Origin of the sequence: Sphaerothrix gracilis Ecp01 (assembly GCF_030405905.1) — a bacterium.
Lineage (GTDB): Bacteria > Cyanobacteriota > Cyanobacteriia > Phormidesmidales > Phormidesmidaceae > Sphaerothrix > Sphaerothrix gracilis.
This window is the reverse complement of record NZ_JASATW010000014.1, coordinates 82,156-100,223: the sequence shown is the minus strand read 5'-3', so window position 1 is coordinate 100,223 and position 18,068 is coordinate 82,156. Positions and strand designations below refer to the sequence as shown.

Annotated in this window: 16 protein-coding genes; 10 read left to right on the top strand and 6 right to left on the bottom strand. The window is 52.4% G+C overall.

What is annotated here, in order from left to right; all coding sequences use genetic code 11:
• Positions 1-121 precede the first annotated feature (121 nt).
• The 4 genes from QJQ48_RS16630 (at position 122) to QJQ48_RS16615 (ending at position 4,591) form a co-directional block, all read left to right on the top strand.
• Entirely contained in the window at positions 122-1,948 is a 1,827-nt protein-coding gene (locus tag QJQ48_RS16630) for an ABC transporter ATP-binding protein (protein WP_346292364.1), read from the top strand.
• A gap of 144 nt (positions 1,949-2,092) precedes the next feature.
• A complete protein-coding gene (locus QJQ48_RS16625) occupies positions 2,093-3,055 on the top strand; it encodes a DUF2382 domain-containing protein (RefSeq protein ID WP_346292363.1) in 963 nt (320 codons plus the stop codon).
• Positions 3,056-3,205: 150 nt separating this feature from the next.
• Positions 3,206-3,907: a YsnF/AvaK domain-containing protein gene (locus QJQ48_RS16620; protein ID WP_346292362.1), complete on the top strand. Its 702-nt coding sequence runs from the start codon at positions 3,206-3,208 to the stop codon at positions 3,905-3,907.
• A gap of 108 nt (positions 3,908-4,015) precedes the next feature.
• Positions 4,016-4,591 (top strand): GNAT family N-acetyltransferase, encoded by a 576-nt coding sequence (locus QJQ48_RS16615; RefSeq protein ID WP_346292361.1) that lies wholly within the window; start codon positions 4,016-4,018, stop codon positions 4,589-4,591.
• Here QJQ48_RS16615 and sbcC read toward each other — a convergent pair.
• Positions 4,576-7,581: an exonuclease subunit SbcC gene (gene sbcC / locus QJQ48_RS16610; protein ID WP_346292360.1), complete on the bottom strand. Its 3,006-nt coding sequence runs from the start codon at positions 7,579-7,581 to the stop codon at positions 4,576-4,578. The genes QJQ48_RS16615 and sbcC overlap by 16 nt on opposite strands.
• Positions 7,582-7,930: 349 nt before the next feature.
• Between sbcC and QJQ48_RS16605 the strand changes: the two genes are divergently transcribed.
• On the top strand, positions 7,931-8,467 hold the full coding sequence (locus QJQ48_RS16605; protein ID WP_346292359.1) for a PLD nuclease N-terminal domain-containing protein: 537 nt from the start codon (positions 7,931-7,933) through the stop codon (positions 8,465-8,467).
• A gap of 305 nt (positions 8,468-8,772) precedes the next feature.
• On the opposite strand, the gene QJQ48_RS16600 is transcribed toward QJQ48_RS16605, so the two are convergent.
• The 4 genes from QJQ48_RS16600 to QJQ48_RS16585 all read right to left on the bottom strand — a co-directional run bounded on the left by QJQ48_RS16600 (position 8,773) and on the right by QJQ48_RS16585 (position 12,005).
• On the bottom strand, positions 8,773-9,645 hold the full coding sequence (locus QJQ48_RS16600; RefSeq protein WP_346292358.1) for an endonuclease/exonuclease/phosphatase family protein: 873 nt from the start codon (positions 9,643-9,645) through the stop codon (positions 8,773-8,775).
• 1 nt (position 9,646) lies between these two features.
• Positions 9,647-10,710 (bottom strand): ISKra4 family transposase gene (locus QJQ48_RS16595; RefSeq protein ID WP_346292357.1). Its coding sequence is split into 2 segments (ribosomal slippage): positions 9,647-10,554 and positions 10,554-10,710, totalling 1,065 coding nucleotides; the frame shifts between segments, so codons are not numbered across the junction.
• A 24-nt stretch (positions 10,711-10,734) separates the two neighbouring features.
• Positions 10,735-10,908 carry a DUF433 domain-containing protein gene (locus QJQ48_RS16590; protein WP_346292356.1) on the bottom strand — a complete coding sequence of 58 codons (174 nt, stop codon included), beginning with the start codon at positions 10,906-10,908 and terminating at the stop codon, positions 10,735-10,737.
• Positions 10,909-11,159: 251 nt separating this feature from the next.
• Positions 11,160-12,005, bottom strand: coding sequence for an acyl-CoA desaturase (locus QJQ48_RS16585; protein ID WP_346292355.1), 846 nt, complete (start codon positions 12,003-12,005; stop codon positions 11,160-11,162).
• A 188-nt stretch (positions 12,006-12,193) separates the two neighbouring features.
• On the opposite strand from QJQ48_RS16585, the gene QJQ48_RS16580 reads away from it, so the two are divergent.
• From QJQ48_RS16580 to nei, 3 genes are all read left to right on the top strand, one after another.
• Positions 12,194-13,465, top strand: coding sequence for a TetR family transcriptional regulator (locus QJQ48_RS16580; protein ID WP_346292354.1), 1,272 nt, complete (start codon positions 12,194-12,196; stop codon positions 13,463-13,465).
• An 85-nt stretch (positions 13,466-13,550) separates the two neighbouring features.
• Entirely contained in the window at positions 13,551-14,387 is an 837-nt protein-coding gene (locus QJQ48_RS16575) for a metallophosphoesterase (RefSeq protein ID WP_346292353.1), read from the top strand.
• Positions 14,388-14,449: 62 nt separating this feature from the next.
• A complete protein-coding gene (gene nei / locus QJQ48_RS16570; RefSeq protein WP_346292352.1) occupies positions 14,450-15,277 on the top strand; it encodes an endonuclease VIII in 828 nt (275 codons plus the stop codon).
• Positions 15,278-15,286: 9 nt separating this feature from the next.
• Here the strand turns inward: nei and QJQ48_RS16565 are convergent, their stop codons facing one another.
• Positions 15,287-15,898 carry a sugar transferase gene (locus QJQ48_RS16565; RefSeq protein WP_346292426.1) on the bottom strand — a complete coding sequence of 204 codons (612 nt, stop codon included), beginning with the start codon at positions 15,896-15,898 and terminating at the stop codon, positions 15,287-15,289.
• 541 nt (positions 15,899-16,439) lie between these two features.
• Here QJQ48_RS16565 and QJQ48_RS16560 point away from each other — a divergent pair.
• Positions 16,440-16,700 (top strand): hypothetical protein, encoded by a 261-nt coding sequence (locus tag QJQ48_RS16560; protein ID WP_346292351.1) that lies wholly within the window; start codon positions 16,440-16,442, stop codon positions 16,698-16,700.
• 155 nt (positions 16,701-16,855) lie between these two features.
• Positions 16,856-17,989 carry a HetZ-related protein 2 gene (locus QJQ48_RS16555; RefSeq protein WP_346292350.1) on the top strand — a complete coding sequence of 378 codons (1,134 nt, stop codon included), beginning with the start codon at positions 16,856-16,858 and terminating at the stop codon, positions 17,987-17,989.
• Positions 17,990-18,068: the final 79 nt, after the last annotated feature.

Sequence of the window (18,068 nt, the reverse complement as noted above, 5' to 3'; positions counted from 1 at the left end):
CTGTCGCTTGATAGAGCCTCTGCCTGACCTCTTTGTCTCCCTTCGCAGAGGCTAAGGCTTGCGATAGAGTGATGAGAGCAGCGGTTCTGTAGCCTTTGCCACCTTTATTGCCGACATTCATATGACTTCCGCTTCTCACCTCTCGGCTGTTCAAGGAGCCGATCGCCAACACGATAGCGATTGGCGCTTGCTGCTGCGGCTGGTACCCTACATCAAACGCCACCGACGGCTGCTGGTTTGGCCCATGATTTTGCTGGTGCCCCTAGCGTTAGCCAATGCGCTGCAGCCGGTGCTGATTGGTCAGGCAATTTCGCTAATTCGGCAAGAGCCAGTGGCCTGGTTTTTAGAAGCGCAAACCCTGCGATCGGGGCTGAACCTGATCGTGATTTTGCTGCTGATCACGGTGGCGGTGCGGCTGACGTTAGACGGATTGCAGAGCTACCTGGTGCAGAAGGTAGGGCAGCGGATTACCGCCAGCATTCGCGATGATTTGTTTGAACACGTCACGGCTCTATCGGTGCGCTTTTTCGATCGCACCCCGGTAGGCAAGCTGATTACCCGCCTGACTAGCGATGTAGATGCGCTAGGAGATGTATTCTCAACGGGGGCGATCGGCATCGTCAGCGACATCGTATCAATTCTGGTGCTGTTGGTGACGATGTTTGTGATGCAGTGGCAGCTAGCGCTGCTGCTGGTGATGCTGTTGCTGCCAGTAACCTGGCTAATTGTTTACTTTCAACAGCAGTATCGCAAAGCCAACTACAAAGCCCGCGAAAAACTCTCAGAGCTAAATGCCGCCCTGCAGGAAAACGTGGCGGGCATCAACGTGGTGCAGCTTTTTCGGCGGGAGAACTTTAATGCCGAACTGTTTCGCAAAACCAATCAGAGCTATATTCGCTCAGTTGACAAAACTATCTTTCATGACTCAGCGGTTTCTTCAACCCTGGAGTGGATTTCACTGGTGGCGATCGCAGGCGTTCTAGGGCTAGGCGGGCTGCTGGTCATGCGAGACGCTATGACCTTTGGGGTTCTGGCCTCCTTTATTTTGTTTGCCCAGCGACTCTTTGATCCGCTGCGACAGTTTGCTGATAAGTTCACGGCGATTCAGGCTGGTTTCACGGCGATCGAGCGGATCCGAGATTTGCTGAATGAGCCGATTGAAATTAAAGATCCAGAACGGGCCGATCAGGTCAAGCAGCTTTCGCAATCGGCCACCGTTCCGGGCGAAATTCGCTTCCGGCGCGTTTGGTTTGGCTATAAGCCAGATGAATATGTCCTGCACGATCTGGATTTCACTATTCGCCCCGGCGAAAAAGTTGCCTTGGTGGGTCCTACCGGGGCCGGAAAAAGCTCGATTATCCGCCTGCTGTGCCGACTCTATGACGTCAGCGAAGGGGAAATTTTGTTAGACGGCGTCAATATTCGCGATTTACCTCAGAGCGAGCTACGCCGCCGCATGGCGGTGATTTTGCAGGACGGCTTTCTCTTTGCCGGAGATGTCAAAAGCAACATTACCCTGGGCGAAGACTATTCTTTGCAGGAAGTGCAGCAGGCGGCTAAAAACACCAATATTGCCCAGCTGATTGAGCAACTGCCGCAGGGCTACGATACGCCGCTGCGAGAACGAGGCACCAATTTATCCGGCGGACAGAAACAGCTGCTTGCCTTTGCCCGTGCCGCAATTCGCGACCCTGGGATTCTGATTCTAGATGAAGCCACCGCCAATTTAGATGTGGGCACCGAGGCGCTGATTCAAGACGCCTTAGATAAGCTGCTAGTAGATCGCACCGCCATTATTATTGCTCACCGACTCTCTACAATTCGCAATGTCGATCGTATTTTGGTCTTAAAGCAAGGTCATTTGGTCGAGCAGGGCAGCCATGAAGAGCTACTAGCTAAAGCTGGACTTTATGCCAGCCTTTATCGACTCCAAATGCTAGAGACATAGAGCTTCTATCTCCACAGAGAGAGACTGCCTGCCAATATGTTCAACTTTAGAAGGACTGTCTTTAAGTCCTTAAGGGAGATGAGCTAAAATCCCTTGCTACATAGTATTAGAGCAGTAGATTCAACAGGAGTTTTCTGTAATTTTATGGCTTTATACAAATTTAAAGATTTTTATCCTAACTATCGTGAAACCTTTGGCGATAGTGTTTTAACTGACTATGATAGCTACTCGGTTTACACCGAAAATGACGATCAGATTGGTTCAGTTAAGAACTTTTTAGTCGATCAAAGTGGGCGTTTTCGCTACGTTGTAGTGGATACGGGATTTTGGGTTTTCGGCAAGAATGTTTTGCTGCCGATTGGACTCGCTCACTTCGACTACGACCAGAAACGCATCTATGTAGACGGGCTGAGCCGTCAGCAGGTAGAAGATTTACCGGAATATCATCACGATCAGGTGGTGGATGAGGTTCACGAAGAGCAGATTCGGGCTGGCTATCGCCCCCAAGCTCAGCGGCGGGCTAAGCGACAGTTTATGGGTCAAACCTACGCGACTGATGGTGAATACTACACGGGCGATCGCACCGTAGCGCCAGCAGAGCGAGGACTTTCAGAGTCTGAGGCTTCTAGAGAGATGGTAGCTCAGTCTACAGATCGGACAGTCACAGACTACGACTATGACCGCGAACCTACCTACTACGGCCTCAGCCAGGAAGATAACCACAAGCAGCTCAGACTCTATGAAGAGCGGCTAGTGACTCAGAAGCACCGTGAAAGAGCCGGTGCAGTTCAAGTCGGTAAGCGGGTTGAAACCGAGTCGGCTGAAGCCTCCGTGCCAGTTGAGAAAGAGCGCGTCGTGATTGAGCGTCATTCTGCAGATACGGCCCGTCCCGTCAGCGGTGCGGCTGACCCCAACTTTAAGGCTGGGGAAGTGGCGCGGATGGAAGTCTACGAAGAAGAGGCCAATATTGAAAAGCAGCCCTTCGTCCGTGAAGAAGTCAATGTCCGCAAGGAAGTAGACCGCGACGAAGTGCGGGCTAAAGAAACCGTACGCCGTGAAGAGCTAGACGTGAAGACCGATGGCAATCCTAAAATCGATCGCCGCTAAGGATTAAAACGATTTAGCTTAACAAAGCCTAATAGATTAGGTTAGCGGGTCGGGTGGAGCGATGGCGTCATCTCAGGCAGATTTTGTGGCTGCCTGATTGCCTACCGCTTCATCCGACTGCTAGCGCGATTTTTTCATTGATCATTCAGCATGAAATCTCATAAACCTACCCTCAATGACGACGGCTCGCACAATCCTGAGATTCTAAGTACAGCCCCCCTCGCTGAGCCACATCCTAGCCCCCACCCCGCTGCGCCAGCAGAAGGCATAGCTGATGCCCGCGCTCCTGAAACCTCGGTCAGGCTGCTGCAAGAGCGGCTTAAGGTCAATCGCGATCGCCGCAAGGTAGGCGAGGTGGTTGTACGTAAGGTGATTGAGACTCGCATGGTGGAAGTGCCGGTCCGCCGGGAAAAGCTGATTGTTGAGCAGGTGACGCCGGAGCATCAGCCCTTAGCTGAAATTGACTTAGGAGAAGGGCAGATCAGCGGTTTAGAGCTGCAGGCTGAGGATTTTACTGCGCCCGCTAGAGCCACAACAGATGCGATCGCCAGCGGCAATCTGCTCACAATTCAGGCGGCCACCTGGCTGCTGCACACCGTCACTCAGCAAGCCCCCCAGATTTGTGAGCGAGTCAGCGTCACCCTATCGCTGCGCATCGGCGCACAGACAGAAACTATCTATTGCGAATTCTTGACTCCGCAGACGGCAGAGCGATCGCTGGCGGCAATGGCAACGGCCCTGTTTGAGCAGTGCAGCAACGTTTACCTGGAACTGGCCTTGACTGACGCTTGCTGGCAGCCGCAGATCCAGAGCTGGTTTAACCGCTATCAGATGCCACCCAACGAGGCCTAGACAGGGGCTGCCTGTCTTCGGCTGGGCCTAGTCTGTCTCTGGCCTATCTAAAATGGGGCGTTTGGCCTAAACTAAATCCTCAATTGCTGTAAAAATGTTGCCGGCTTAATGCTGCATCATCTCCCAGAACTGATCTCGCCTCGTACCTGTCTGCGCCTGGGTCAGCAGGCCGATGTGCCTGCGGTTGTGGACTATTACATCACTAATCGAGCGCACTTGCAGCCTTACGAGCCAGCTCGCCCCAGTCTTTTCTACAGCCAGTGGTACTGGCATCAGCAAATAGAGGAGCGCATTCAGCAGTTCTACGCCGATCGATCGCTGCGCTTGTTTTTGTTTGAGCGCGATCGCCCAGCCATTATTGGCGTCGTCAACCTCAACCGGATTGTTCGAGGCTTTTCCCAGTCCGCCACGCTGGGCTATAACCTCGCTGCCCAAAAGCAGGGACAGGGCTACATGGGTGAAGCTCTCACCTTGATTTTGCCCTATGCCTTTGAAACGCTGAAGCTACGCCGTATTGTGGCGGCCTACATGCCGCGCAATACTCGCAGCGGCAAGTTACTGCAGCGTTTGGGCTTTCGCATCGATGGCCGCGCCCGCAACTATCTGCAAATCAACGGCCATTGGGAAGACCACATTCTCACCAGCCTGGTTCCGGCTGCATTTCAGCCTCAGACAGAAAGCTGAATTTGGGAGCCTGCCGCCGTCTTGAAAACATCAATTCGGGTTTGGAAAGCTTCGCGGAAGTGGGGCACATGGGTCACTGCCAGAATACAGGCAAAGTCAGCCGCGATCGCGTTGATGGCCGTAATCAGCCGCTCACAGCCCTCTTGATCCTGGGTGCCAAACCCTTCATCAACAATCAAAACCTGTAGCGCTGTCCCCGATCGCTGGGCCAGCAGGCGGGCGATCGCTAAACGAATGGCAAAGTTGACCCGAAAGGCTTCCCCACCGGAATAGGTTTCATAGGGCCGGGTACCTCTGGCATCAGCAATCAGAATGTCAAGGGTGTCAATCAGCTTATTGCGGCTGCGGCCTGCTCGCTGAGTCACAAACTGCACATGGAGCTGGTTGGCGCTGAGGCGACCGAGGATCTGATTGGTTTCTGCCTCTAGCTGAGGCAGCAGATTTTCAATCATCAGCGCCTGAATCCCGTTGCGGCCAAAGGCATAGGTCAGTTCTGTATAGACTCTAACCTGACGTTTAGCTTGCTCTAGTTCCTGCTGCTGGCGATCGCGCTGCTGCTGTAGGCTATCAAGCTGATCTAGTTGCTGTTGCAAGCGACCTAGGTAGGCAAGCTGCTGTTCTCGATCAGCCCGTTCGGCCTGAATGTGCTGTTCTAAGTCAGCTATTTCAGCTTGCGGATCGGGAATTTGCTGAAGCTGCTCGCTGAGCCAGTTTAGCTGCTGCTCCACGGCGCTGAGTTCAGTTTGGCGATCGCGCTGGAGCTGAGTTAGCTGCTGCCACTTTTGCTCGATTTGAGGAAACTGCTGCTGCGCCTGGGCTAGCTCTTGCTGCCGGAGTTGCCAAACCTGCGATCGCTGCAGGGCTGCGCGTAATTCTTGATGCTGCTCAAAGCAGTAGTCTGAAGCGGCTAGTTGCTGTTCTAGCTGCGCAATTTGCTGCTGGGCTGGAGCCTGCTGTAGCGCTGCGATTTGCTGCTGGCAGGCGGCGATCTGCGCCTCTAAGGCAGTCTGTTGCTCCAGCAGCTTTGCCTCTCGTCGCTGTGCCTGCTGTAGCTCATTATGCTTGATTTCGGCCCAGCGCAGCCGATCTACCTGGCTGCGGGCCAAGGCATGATCGCGATCGTCATAGTCAAGCTGAGTGAGCTGAGTTTCTAGTAAAGCCAGTTCTTCATGCAGATCGCCCGCAAAGCGTTGCTCTTGGAGACAAACTTCCAACTGCGATCGCTCTTGAGCAAGCTGAGACAGGCGAGTTTGGGCTTCGGTGCTGGAGCTGAGCTGGGCCTGTAGCTGCCCCCGCCGCTCCAGGATGGGGCCATATTTGGCTAGCTCTTCTTCGACTTCGCGATATTCGCGCCGCAGAGTTTGAATTTCTTTTTCAGAGGTGGCTAGCTGCTCGCGAATCACCCAGATTTCTCGCTGGGTGTCTTGGTGCTGCTGGCGCTGACGCTTGACGACAAGCTGCCAGTGCTTAGGATCGAGGGGGCGATCGCAGACCGGACAAATGGCTTCTGGATCAGAGAGAAGCTGCAGCTTTTGCTCTAGCTGAGCTAGCTGAATTTCGTAAGTGCGCTGATTGGCCTGCAGCCGCTCCATAAAGCTGCGCCGCTCCAACCCCTTATCGCGCACCTGTTCCTGATAGCCCCGTCGCCGCTCCAAATACTCCACTGCGTAAGACACTTCCAGCACGGCCTGCTGCAGCTGAGGCTGTTGGGACTGCTCCTGCTGTAGCCGCTGCTCGGTATGCTTAAGCTCTTCTAAACGAGCGATTAGCCGCGACTGGGTGTGTTCTAGCTGCGACTGCAGGGCTTGACGCTGCTGCAGGAGGGGCATCACCCGGAGCTGAGCTTGCTCAAACTGGCTGAGCTGAGCTTGAGACTGCCGGAGCCGATCTAGCGCCGCGGCAATCTCCTCGGCTTTGGCTAAGATCTGCTGGGTTTCCTGAAGCTGCTGCCGAAGCATGTCTAGGCTGAGCTGAGCTTGGCGCAGCTCTGTCTCTAAGGGGTCTAGCTGCGATCGCTGCTGCTGCTGCAGTTGGGCTAGTTGGGTCTGAGCCTGCTGATAGGTCTGAAAGCGGGCGTTATAAGCGCTCTCCTGCTGCTGGAGCTGGTTGAGCTGCTGACAGCCGCTGGCGATTGCCGCTGACTCTGCCATTATGTCAGCGAGTTTTTGGCGCTGTTCCTGCAGGCCCGATAGCTCCTGCTGTAGCCGCTGGCAGGACTGCTGCAGACTGGCCTGCTGCTGCTGTTGGAGCTGCTGCTGCTGCTGCCAGACTTGCCGCTGCTGCTGTTGGGTCTGGTACTGCTGAAGCTGCTGCTGTTGCAGGTGTTGCTCTGCCTGCCGGGTAGCCAACTGAGTTTTCAGCGCCTGGTAGACCTGAGCAATGGCGCTACGCTGCTGTAGCTGCTGGTCAAACGCTTCTAAACTCGCCGCCAACAGCTTTACCTGAGCTTTGAAGTCGCGGGTTTTTTCCTTGGCCTGCTCTGCCAGGCGATCGTACTGCCCCAGCTTCAGCAAGTCCGCTAAGATCTGCTTGCGATCGCTAGGGCGCTTGAGCATGAACTCGTCAGCTCGCCCCTGACGCAGGTAGGCGGAATTGACAAAGGTTTCGTAATCCAGCTTGAGGTGCTGCTTAATGAGCTGCTGGGTGGCCCGCATTCCCCGCTGCGTTAGAGGGCGAAATCCCCCCTGGGTTTCAACCTGAAATTCTAAAGTGCTGCTCTGTCCCCTTCGCCGCGATCGAATAATGCGATAGGTCTGCTGCTGGTGCTGAAAGATAAAGTCAACCTTAGCTTCATCGGCCCCCAAATGAATTACATCATCCTCAATCACGGCCCGACTCTGGCCCCAAACCACCCAGGCGATCGCCTCTAGCAAAGACGACTTGCCAGCCCCATTTGGCCCGCAAATACAAGCCACATGTAGCCCTCTGAAATCTAGAGTGGCGGTGCGATAGCTAAGGAAGTTGCTGAGGGTCAGCTGACGGGGGATCATAGCAGGCCAAAGGATCCATCCTTAACTTATCAAGATAGCAGTACAGACGATCTTTAATACACTCGATCTTTAGTTTATTTGCACTATTTCACCGCATAGGCCGCGATTACTTGAGCAAAAACTACGGGTTTTTACGGAATTTAAGACCAGCGGGAACTTACAAATAAGTCTTCAGACCGATGATCAGACTGTCCAAGCGATAGAGGTTGGTTGGATCTGAGAAATCTATGATTGGGTCAAGCTGATCAAACAGCAAATTTCTCAAAGTTCGTTAACCTCAAAAAAACTAATAGCCAAGAAGTTTGCGTTGCGGTTGGCTTTCCACCTTTGACAAGAGTTTTCTAAAACTATGAAACCCCAGTCTCCTGAAGATGCACCTTACAATACGCCAGAACGCTCAGTGCCCCTCACACCTGAGCAGGAACAGCTCCAATATGAACGCGCTAGAAGCGAACAGCTAGCGCGGGAAAACCAGAACTTGCGCTCGGATAGAAGTGCTCAGATTGCCCAACATAATGTGGCGATGCGCCGAGAAGAGAATCAGCGAATTGCCCAGCAGCGAGCAAATGAAACGAGCGGTTTTTTCTGGGCAATTATTATTGCCATTTTGGCGGTTTTAGGATTTGGTACGTTCTATTTCTTCGGTCGTACCAGCACTGAGACGGCAGAGCCGACAACGCCTCAACCGCAGGAATTGCCCGACATCAACGTGGAGGCTCCCAACATAGAAGTGCCTGACGTAAATGTCAGTCCGCCGCCAGTTGAGACACCTGAAGTGAATATTGAAGTGCCGAACCCGATAGAGGGTGCGGCTGAGACGGCTCCTGCCGAAGGTAGCGCTGAGGGCGGCGCTCCAGCAGAGTCCGCTGAGGGAACGACGGAATAAATTAGATTTAAGTACCTCGGTTAGGCCGGTGGCGATCGCCATTGGCCTTTTTTAGCATTCAAATTCAGCATCGCTAACGGCGACACTCTAGTTCTACCTCTTTCATCCCTGCGTACAGCCACATCGCGCTATAGCCCCACCGTGCGAGTGATAAATCCTAATTTGCCGGGCGTATCAGGGTGCAGCCGGCACTGCGCTCCAGCGGCTAAGCACGTTAGCCCCAAACTTAAGGCAGTTTCACCGACTGCCGCGATGGCATCGAGATAGTCGGCTACCCACTGAGCAGCTATTTTAAGAGTCGATAGCTAAGAGGCTGAGGCGAAAGCCAGTTCTAGCTGTAGAAGGGCGTGGTCTGTCCCCGCTACTGGGCTGACCGATCGCGCCGTGGTTACTAAACCCCTGCTGTGAACAGCATGGTCAATTGGAACGCCTAAAATTAGGGGCAGATTCGTGGGCCAGGTATTCTGTAAGCCGTAGCCGCGCAGAGAGTTTTTTAGGTTTCCGGCTGACAGCAAGTGCAAAAAGCGGTTGGCCCAAGGCGTGGCGTTGAAATCACCAATCACTAATACTTCAGTTGTCTCCGCTTGCTGCATCTTTTGGCTCCATTTCGCCACTGCAGCCAATTCAGCTTTTTGATAGCGATCCGTTTGGGAACTGCGGGGCCGGATGAGATGCAGACTTAGAAGCTGAACGGAGTGCTGGCCTACTTCTACCTGAGCGCTGATCAACGGTCGATCTGAGGTGGCAGGCAGGTGAATGATTTCAGTGCTGGCAATGTTGACTGAACTTGCTTTGTGTTTCAGCAGGGCCGAACCGTGAGTGTTTGTTAGGGGATGACTATGAACCACTTCGTAAGCGGTAAATATTTTTGGCAGGGCAGGGCTCAAACTGGGCGTCACTTCTTGTAGCAGTAGAATATCCGCGTTGAGACTGTCTAAATGAGCGATTGCAGCTCTGCCATAGTGGATGTTGAGATGAGCTACGGTTAGCGTGAGGCCAGAAGTCGCCGCTGGCGCTGGCGGCACAAATAGCGGTAAGAGCGGCGCCAGATTGAGCAGCAGCGCCAGCAGGGACAGGACTGACAGAAATTTGTGCTGCCGCCAGACAAACCAGCCTCCAGTAAACAGACTGATTGCAGCTAGATGGGGCCGAGGATTGCTGTACCAGATCGGGAGCATGTCACCTTTGCGCCCCAATCATGCCGTTAAGGTAGGCGCAGCGATGAGCCAAAACTTGTGGAACGTTATCTTCTTGCCACTGAGCACCCGAGATTTTGATCCGGCGACCAATCTGCTTGATGCCCGACTCGACTGCGCCTGAGCCAATCGAGCAAATCTGCTCCTGCTGATAGTAATCGTAGTTGATGATGCGGTGCCGATGCTTACGCAGATACTGACAGAAGTTCTGGGCCGCTTTCTTCTTCAACGGCTCAAACAAGGTTAGTACGGCATCAACTTTGCCTTGCCATAGAAGCGCTTCAGCTTGGTTAAGGCGCTTAATCGAGCCGCCGACTTTATGCAGATTTTCCACCAAGTGATACCAGTCGAGCACCTCGCGACGCGCGGGGTCCGTTCTCATCTGGGCGATCAGATTCCAGACCCCATCATGCCCGTCGCCTAGACAAGTTAAAGGCGTTGCGAGAGGCTGTTGATTGACCCACTCGGCCAGCTCATCATTCTGTTGATAGCGGGCGACCATCGCCACTTCGCTGGCAACCGCTTTGTAGTCTTTCCACTGGCAGGGTTCGCCCAAAGGTGTCCGCAACCGCACCTTCCCTCCATCCACGCTCACTTCCTTTAGCTCAGCCAACTGAGGCTCGGCGAAGTTATGGGACTGCACTAGACGTTGCTGGGTCTTGGCCGGGACGCGCATCCCCGTCAAGTAGCTGACATCGTTGCAGGCTTGCGCGTAGGACACGTTGGCGCTGATGCGCAGACAGCAATTCTCCAAATGGGGACTAATCTGACGGTAAGCCCCAACCGATAAGTGTTTGGCCTGAGCGCTGGTCAACACTAACTCCCCTAGGGTGCTTTTGAGCTTTCGTGCTTTGCCGACTTGCGTGCCGCTAACTGAGCCGATAAAAAACGCCCCAGTTCTGGACTCACATGGGCTTGGATTTGCTCACGAACCCTCAGTTCAATAGCTTCGAGTGTCTGCATTGATGCCGGGTCACTGTCTTCATACAGGATTTTGGCAATCGCATCGAGGTGTAGTTGCAGTTGTGCTTTTTGCTCCGGGGTCATGGGGGCTACCAGGTGTCACGGTAGCTATATCCTCCATGCTCTAGCTTTATTCTGCAAACCTGACATGCTCCCGACGTTTTCAGCCAGCATCTCTAAGATATCGGTGACCCGAATTCGCATTCCTCGAATACAGGGACGACCACCGCACTGACCAGGCGTTTGGGTAATTCGAGTTAGCAAGCCATTTATTGAACTCATGAGAGTGCCTGTAAATTACTCTGTTCCTGCCTCGATCTTACTGAAGGATTATGCATGACCCGCGATCGCAGAAGTAAATGCTGCGAGGACTTTTAAGAAGTGCAATTATCATTCTCTTCGCGGCCCTGCTGAGTCAGCTCAGGCTAGTTAGATTGCTCAGTGCGTAGCTTCAGTTCATAACTATAGACAGCAGCGAAGATATCTGTACGAGATACCTTCGCTGCTCAGACCTTTTACTTTTGCGATGCCGTCTATACCGTTGGCGGCATCACGACTTTTTTAGCCAAACCTACAGACTGCAAGGTTCTGATAACCCACCAGGTAGGGTCGATTTCCCACCATTTCCAGCCCGCTTTGGCTACGTTAGGATAAGCGTGATGGTTGTTGTGCCAGCCTTCACCATAGGTTAGCAGCGCCGCCCACCAGAGGTTGCGAGAATTATCTTCCACCTCGTCAAAGCTGCGGTAGCCCGTCATGTGGGTAGCTGAATTGATCAGCCAGGTGGAATGCCAAAGGAAAACTGAGCGTACGGCCAGGCCGTAGAGCACGAAAGACCAACCGCCCAAGGCATAGAGCAGAACGCCTAAAGGTAGCTGCAGCAGCAGATAGTTGCGATCGAGCCACTGATAATAGCGATCGCGAGCTAGATCCGGGGCAAAGCGCTGATATTGCTGCCGGTCAAAGACCTGGGGCTGCACATAAAATAGCCAGAGCATGTGACTCCACCAGAAGCCGCGACGGGCAGAATAGGGATCCTTCTCGATGTCTTCAGTATGTAAGTGATGTTTACGATGACCCGCGACCCAGAAAATCGGCCCCCCCTGTAGTGCCAAAGCGCCAATAGTGGCAATTATGTACTCTAAGGGCTTAGACACCTGAAAGCTGCGGTGAGTCAATAGGCGATGGTAGCCCAGGCAAATGCCAATACTGCCAAATAGCCAGTGCAGAAACACCATCATGCCTAAAGCAGACCATGAGAAGAACCAGGGAGCTAACAGGGCCAGAGCATGAATAATGGCGAAGAAGAAAATAGTTGGCCAGTTAAGCGGCAGGGACTGATTGACTGCCGGAGCAGTTTGGAGCACTTTTGATTTCATAAAAATTCCTCGTTAGGACAGCTCTATCTGTACAAGTTTTTAAAAGAGATAGGGTGGACGCAGATAGGCAAAAAAATTCAGTTTTAGACGATAGGTGAAATATTTCCACCTTTTATGTGCAAGTGGCACTTGCAGTTAGAGCTTAACAGCATTACCTTTAAAAGTGCAAGCGTTACTTGCATGTATTTATGACTTCTCAGCGCAACTCGGCCCGAAAACGTTTAATCCAGGCGGCTTTACAGCTTTTCGCGGCTCAGGGCATTACAGAAACGACAACTCGGCAGATTGCTGACATGGCAGGGGTTAATGAGGTAACTCTGTTTCGCCATTTTGGCAGCAAGCACGGCTTGCTTTTAGCTGTCTTAGAAGACGCCAAGGTATTTGAGCAGCTGCAGCAAACGCTGAACCATCAGGTGAATCAGGCTGGTAGCCTTTCTCAGGCGCTTAAAAGCTATGCCGGAGACTGCCTAGAATCCTTGGCCCAGATTCCCGAATTTGTGCGATCGCTGGTGGGAGAAGCCGGACAGTATCCCCCTGAAAACCGGCAGGCTCTCGGCTACGGTTTGCGACAGGCCAATCGCTATACCCAGCAGTACCTGGCTACTGTGCTGGAACAAAAGCATCTAGACAGTCAGATTGATTTAGAAAAGCTGGCAAGCTTGCTCAATGCTCTACTGTTTGGCTATGCAGTTCTAGAATTTACCAGTGAATTTCACGAGTTTTGGCACGATCGCGAAGAGTTTGTCGAAAACCTGACGCTGCTGTTTCTGCATGGGGCCTTTTCGCCAGCCGCGATCGCTCCCGCTGAAACTCAGGCAGCCAGCGCCGAACGCAACCTATCACAGCAGGTTGCTGATCTGTCGGCTTCACTGGTGCGACTAATTTTGCAGCGCGCTAAAAAAAGCAGTCCTCAAGATTATGCTTTGGTTTACGTCTTGTTCGGGGCCGGACTGAGTCCAGCAGAAATAGCCAACCTGCAGCGATCGCACCATATCAGCAACAGTCACCAGCATCTGCTACAGGTGACGACCGGAACCAGCCGCCAGGTGCCGATCAACCGCTGGATTATGGATCATCGCTACGGTTCTTACACGCGCAATCCGCTGACCCAGTGGCTAAAAAATCGCAAGGGCGAACAGAGCGCCTTATTTTTAGACGACACAGGCAATCCCCTATTGGCGGAGGCGATCGCCCAGCGCTGGCAGGAACTAACCGCCGATCTGTCAACCCTGGCGGGCACGCCTCCCCGGATTGAACAAGCTCAGCAAACCTGGTGCGTGGAAATGCTGATGAAAGGTATGTCTTTAGAAAACCTCAGTATTCTCACAGGTCAAGATCTCCCTAGCCTAAAGCCCTATGCTCGGCGGGCTAGAGAAAAGATCGCTTTAGAGCAGGCGATCGCCATCGACCACAAATCCGGCAGCGCTAAGAATAATGAGAGTTCTCAGCACCTTGATTAAGCTTTGGCAAAGCCAAGCCCCCTGGCGCCGCTGTCTTCAGTTAAGGTTTGCTACGCTGGGGATGCTCTAAACTTCTGAAAACCCTATGCATCGGTTGTTGACAGGGCCTTTGACAATTGAGCCAGTATCGATTGCCATGCGCAATCTGCCCGCATCTCTCAGCGGACTGACGCTAGTACAGCTTTCAGATTTTCACTATGACGGCCAGCGACTCTCAGATAAACTACTGCAAGAGGCGATCGCTGAAAGTAACCTCCTACAGCCCGATCTGGTTTTTCTCACAGGCGATTTTGTCACCCACGATCCGCAGCCTGCCTATGCCTTAGCCCAACAGCTCAAGCACCTGCAAAGCACCTACGGCACTTACGCCATCTTGGGCAATCATGATCTCTATCGGTGCAACGCGCGGCGGGTAGTCACCGCCGCGCTGACCCAGGCGGATATTCCCGTTCTGTGGAATCAAACTGTCTATCCGGTTGGCCCAGACTTACCCGTGGTCGGTCTCCCCGATTTCTGGTCTCAGGAGTTTGCACCTCGGCCCCTGCTCGACGCGCTCGATCCGGCCACGCCTCGCATCGTGCTATCGCATAATCCTGACAGCGCTGAGGTTTTGCAAAACTGGCGGGTAGACCTACAGCTCTCTGGGCATACCCACGGTGGTCAAATTGTGCTGCCAGGAATAGGGCCAGCACCAGCGGTTCTCCGTCAGTTTCGTCCTTTTGTGCCGGGGTGGCTGCGGGAGCGGATTCCCTACATGAGCGATCGCTGCGCCAAAGTGGTCAGGCATTGGGAATGGGCCATGGGGCTGACGCAGATAGGCGATAATCAGCTCTACGTTAATCGCGGCTTGGGCACCTATCTTCCCGGCAGGCTGTTTTGTCCGCCAGAGTTGACGGTAATTACGCTGCAATCAGCAGCCTAGCAGGCGCTCATCAAGCTCCAATCCTTGTCACAATAAAAAGGCTGTTATCTGCCAGAATCGGAATGCCAGAAGGTCCGGAAATCCGTAAAGCTGCCGACAAAATTGAAAAAGCGATCGCCCATCAGCCTGTTCAAGACGTGTTTTTTGCCTTCGAGCATCTCAAACCTTATGAAGCTAAGCTAGCAGGCTGTCAGGTAAAAGCGGTAGAAACCTATGGCAAAGCTATGCTGATTCGCTTTGAGAATAAGCTCAACATTTACAGCCACAATCAGCTTTACGGCAAGTGGATGGTGCGGCGAGCCTACAATTATCCGGAAACTAAGCGGCAGCTTCGTCTCGCTCTCCACAACCCGACCAAATCGGCCCTGCTCTACAGTGCCTCAGATATTGAAGTCATCCGGGATGAACAAATTTCTGAGCATCCTTTTATTCAGCGGATTGGACTCGATGTAATGCGCCCTGAAGCAGAACCTGCAGCAGTTTTAGCTAGAGTTCAAGACTCACAGTTTTACCGCCGCCAGTTTAAGACACTGCTGCTCGATCAGCAGTTTTTAGCAGGCATCGGCAACTATTTGCGCAGCGAAATTCTGCATGTGGCCGCGATTCACCCCACTCAGCGACCGCTAGACTGCACTTCCAAGCAGCTTGAGCAGTTTGCCACCGCAGCGATCGCCCTTCCCCATCAGTCTTACCGTCATAACGGCATTACTAATGACCTAGAGATTGCAGAGCGCCTCAAAACGCAAGGCCACGCCCGCAAGGACTATCGCCACTGGGTTTTTGGCCGTCAGGGTAAAGCCTGTTTTCAGTGCGGCAGTAAAATTATTAAGGAAGCTGCCGGAGGCCGTCGCTACTACTACTGCCCTGACTGCCAGCCAGCCCCGTCTTGAGCTGCGGCTCTAGCAGGCCCCCGTTCCTCGCACCAGCACCACAACGGTACGAACAATAATTTGGAGGTCGTACAGCGGCGTCCAGAGGGACTGATACTCTAGATCTAGGCTAACAATCTCTTCAAAGTCTTTAATTTGGGAGCGGCCACTCACCTGCCACTGGCCGGTCAGACCAGGCTTAACATTCAACCGTTGCCAGTGATGCTCAGAATACTTAGCCACTTCATCGCCCGTTGGTGGGCGAGTCCCGACAATACTCATATCTCCCCGCAAAATATTCCAGAATTGGGGAAACTCATCTAAGCTAGTTTTCCGTAGAAAGCGACCTACGCGGGTAATACGCGGATCGGTTTCATTTTTAAATATCAGACCTGCGGCTTCATTGGGGACTAAATTCTTCAGCCGATCAGCATCCTGCACCATTGAGCGCAACTTCCAAATTTGGAAGGGTTGCCCTTTCAAACCGTAACGGGTTTGAGAATAAAAGATGGGACCTGGGCTATCAAGCTTGATGGTGATTGCAATTGGAACAAACAAAATTGCTAAAACAATTAGCCCAATTAGGGCACCTGTGATATCGATCAGGCGCTTGACTGCGCTCAAGGTGGAAGGATGTGGCATGGGATCAAAAACAGCGATCGAGGCAGCCACATTCTCTAAGGTGCGGGCCGCAGTTGGCTGCGTCAAGGAGTTGTTCAAAGGATTAGAAGCAGCTATAGGAAAAACTGGCTTCGATGCTCTCAGATTAGACGATTGAGTCATGGGCTGCAGCACAGAAGTGCAGTGTACAAATGGATTTAGACGCGATTACCTACGACGTTACAAACTCTGCTTGGAGTTGAGATAGCACCGAAAGGAAGATTCTGACAATCTTCGCAAAATACTGAACAAATAGCCCTGTTTTATAAAGTTTCCGTGAAGGCAGTGTTGATTAAGCAACCTGTTTTTGCAGATTGGGAAAAGCAATGCCGTTTAAGTTGAATTTGGCTTAGCACCCGCTCAAAAGCTTGGTAATCTTAGCCCTCTAGACGCTGCCTGAGGCGATTGGTTCCGTTTTTTAGGTGGTTAGAAACAAATGCACTACAGTCTCCCACCTGAGTGAAGCTGCTAGCAAACAGAAGGGGTATTATGAAGACCACTGAACTAGAGTGGAGCAGCTATTTTGAGTCAGAGCGATCAGATAATTCAGAAGATTGGCGAAACGGTATTAGCCGGGACAGAAACAATCAATTGCCTATCTGAACGGGTAGATGCGATCGCTCAGCAAACTCAACAGCAGGGCTATCAGATTTTTGCCCTAACAGACGCGATTCAGACGCTAGTTGAGAATCAAGACCGCTCCTTAGCACAGCTTAATATCCTGACTGAGACGCTGCAGCAATTGGTCTACGCATTGGAAAAGCAGCAGACCGGCAAGGGCTAAGCCCAGGTTGGAGGCGCAGATAGTCTCCGAATTTCTTATTATGTAGTCTGCTACAGCAGCCTGCTGGTAGGATTAAATGCAAAATACCGTTTGCATTGAGGCTGGAGAGCCATGTCTACCTGCGGTTGTATTGGAGAGTTGGGGGTTGCTTACGAATGCCATTGGCTGAAGACCTGACGCATAAGTGGCAATCACGCCTACAGAAAGATTATCCCAATCAAACTCCCGCCGTACATGCAGCGGTTACCCAGTGGCTTATTGGCAGTAACCCGCAGCGTTTTGAGCAGTACAGCGATGTTGAGCTGGCGGTAGTTCGGCAGGCGATTGAATATCGCTATCGCATCTTACAGCAGCGCTATTGGGACGTAACCCCCGAACGGGCCTATCAGCAGTTAATTAAGCGTTTGGGCAGCCTGTTTTTAATCCGCAGCAAGATTCGTACCTGGATTGCTCTGAGCCGCGATCGGCGGCGGACAGTAACAGATGTTTTACAGGAAGTAATTCAGGAGATGCTGCAAAGCGATAATCATCTGCGGCGGCAAATCGACTGGATTTCAGAATGCACGTCTAGCCGACGGCTCCGCAACACGCTGATGCTAGCCAGCATTGAAGAATATTGCCTGCGCCCTATTCGTAACCAGCCGCTATTGGTTTACCGCTTTGTCAACTACCTCAGACGCTCCCAAAAAGGCGGCATGACTCAGGTGCCGACTAATGACTTAGTGCGGCTGATTTCAGATGAAATTGCTACCAATGACGACGAAAGCTCTCTCAGCTTGCTCGATCTTCAAACCCTGGCAGCCTATCAGGAACAACAGGACTGGGTGGAACAACAAGCAGCGCGCACTCAGGTGAAAGAACGGTTTTTACGATATCTATCCGAGCATCTTGATTCCCAAGCAACCCAGTGGTTAGAGCTGCATCTGCAGGGCTATAGCCAGGAGATGATCGCTCAGCAGTTAGCCATGCCTATCCAGCAGGTTTATCGACTGAGAGAAAAGATTAGCTATCATGCCATCCGTGTCTTTACCCTCAAAGAACAGCCCCAGCTTGTCCATAGCTGGCTCAAAACATCTTTGAAAGAGCATAATTTGGGTCTGACGCCAATTCAGTGGCAAGAATTCTTTGCTACTTGCGATCCGCAGCAGCAACATTTACTCAGTGCTTTCAAGGATGGAAAGAGCGTTGACCTCGTTGCAAAAGAGCTTAATTTACGACCTAAACAAGTTCTCTCTGAGTGGGCTAAGCTTTATTTAACTGCTCAGGACTTACGCAATGCTGCTGTTTGAACGGCGATTGCCCCCTGTAGTTTTGGGGTATCTTTAGATATCTGTTACGAATTGCCCTAAAAATAATGGCAACTTCCTG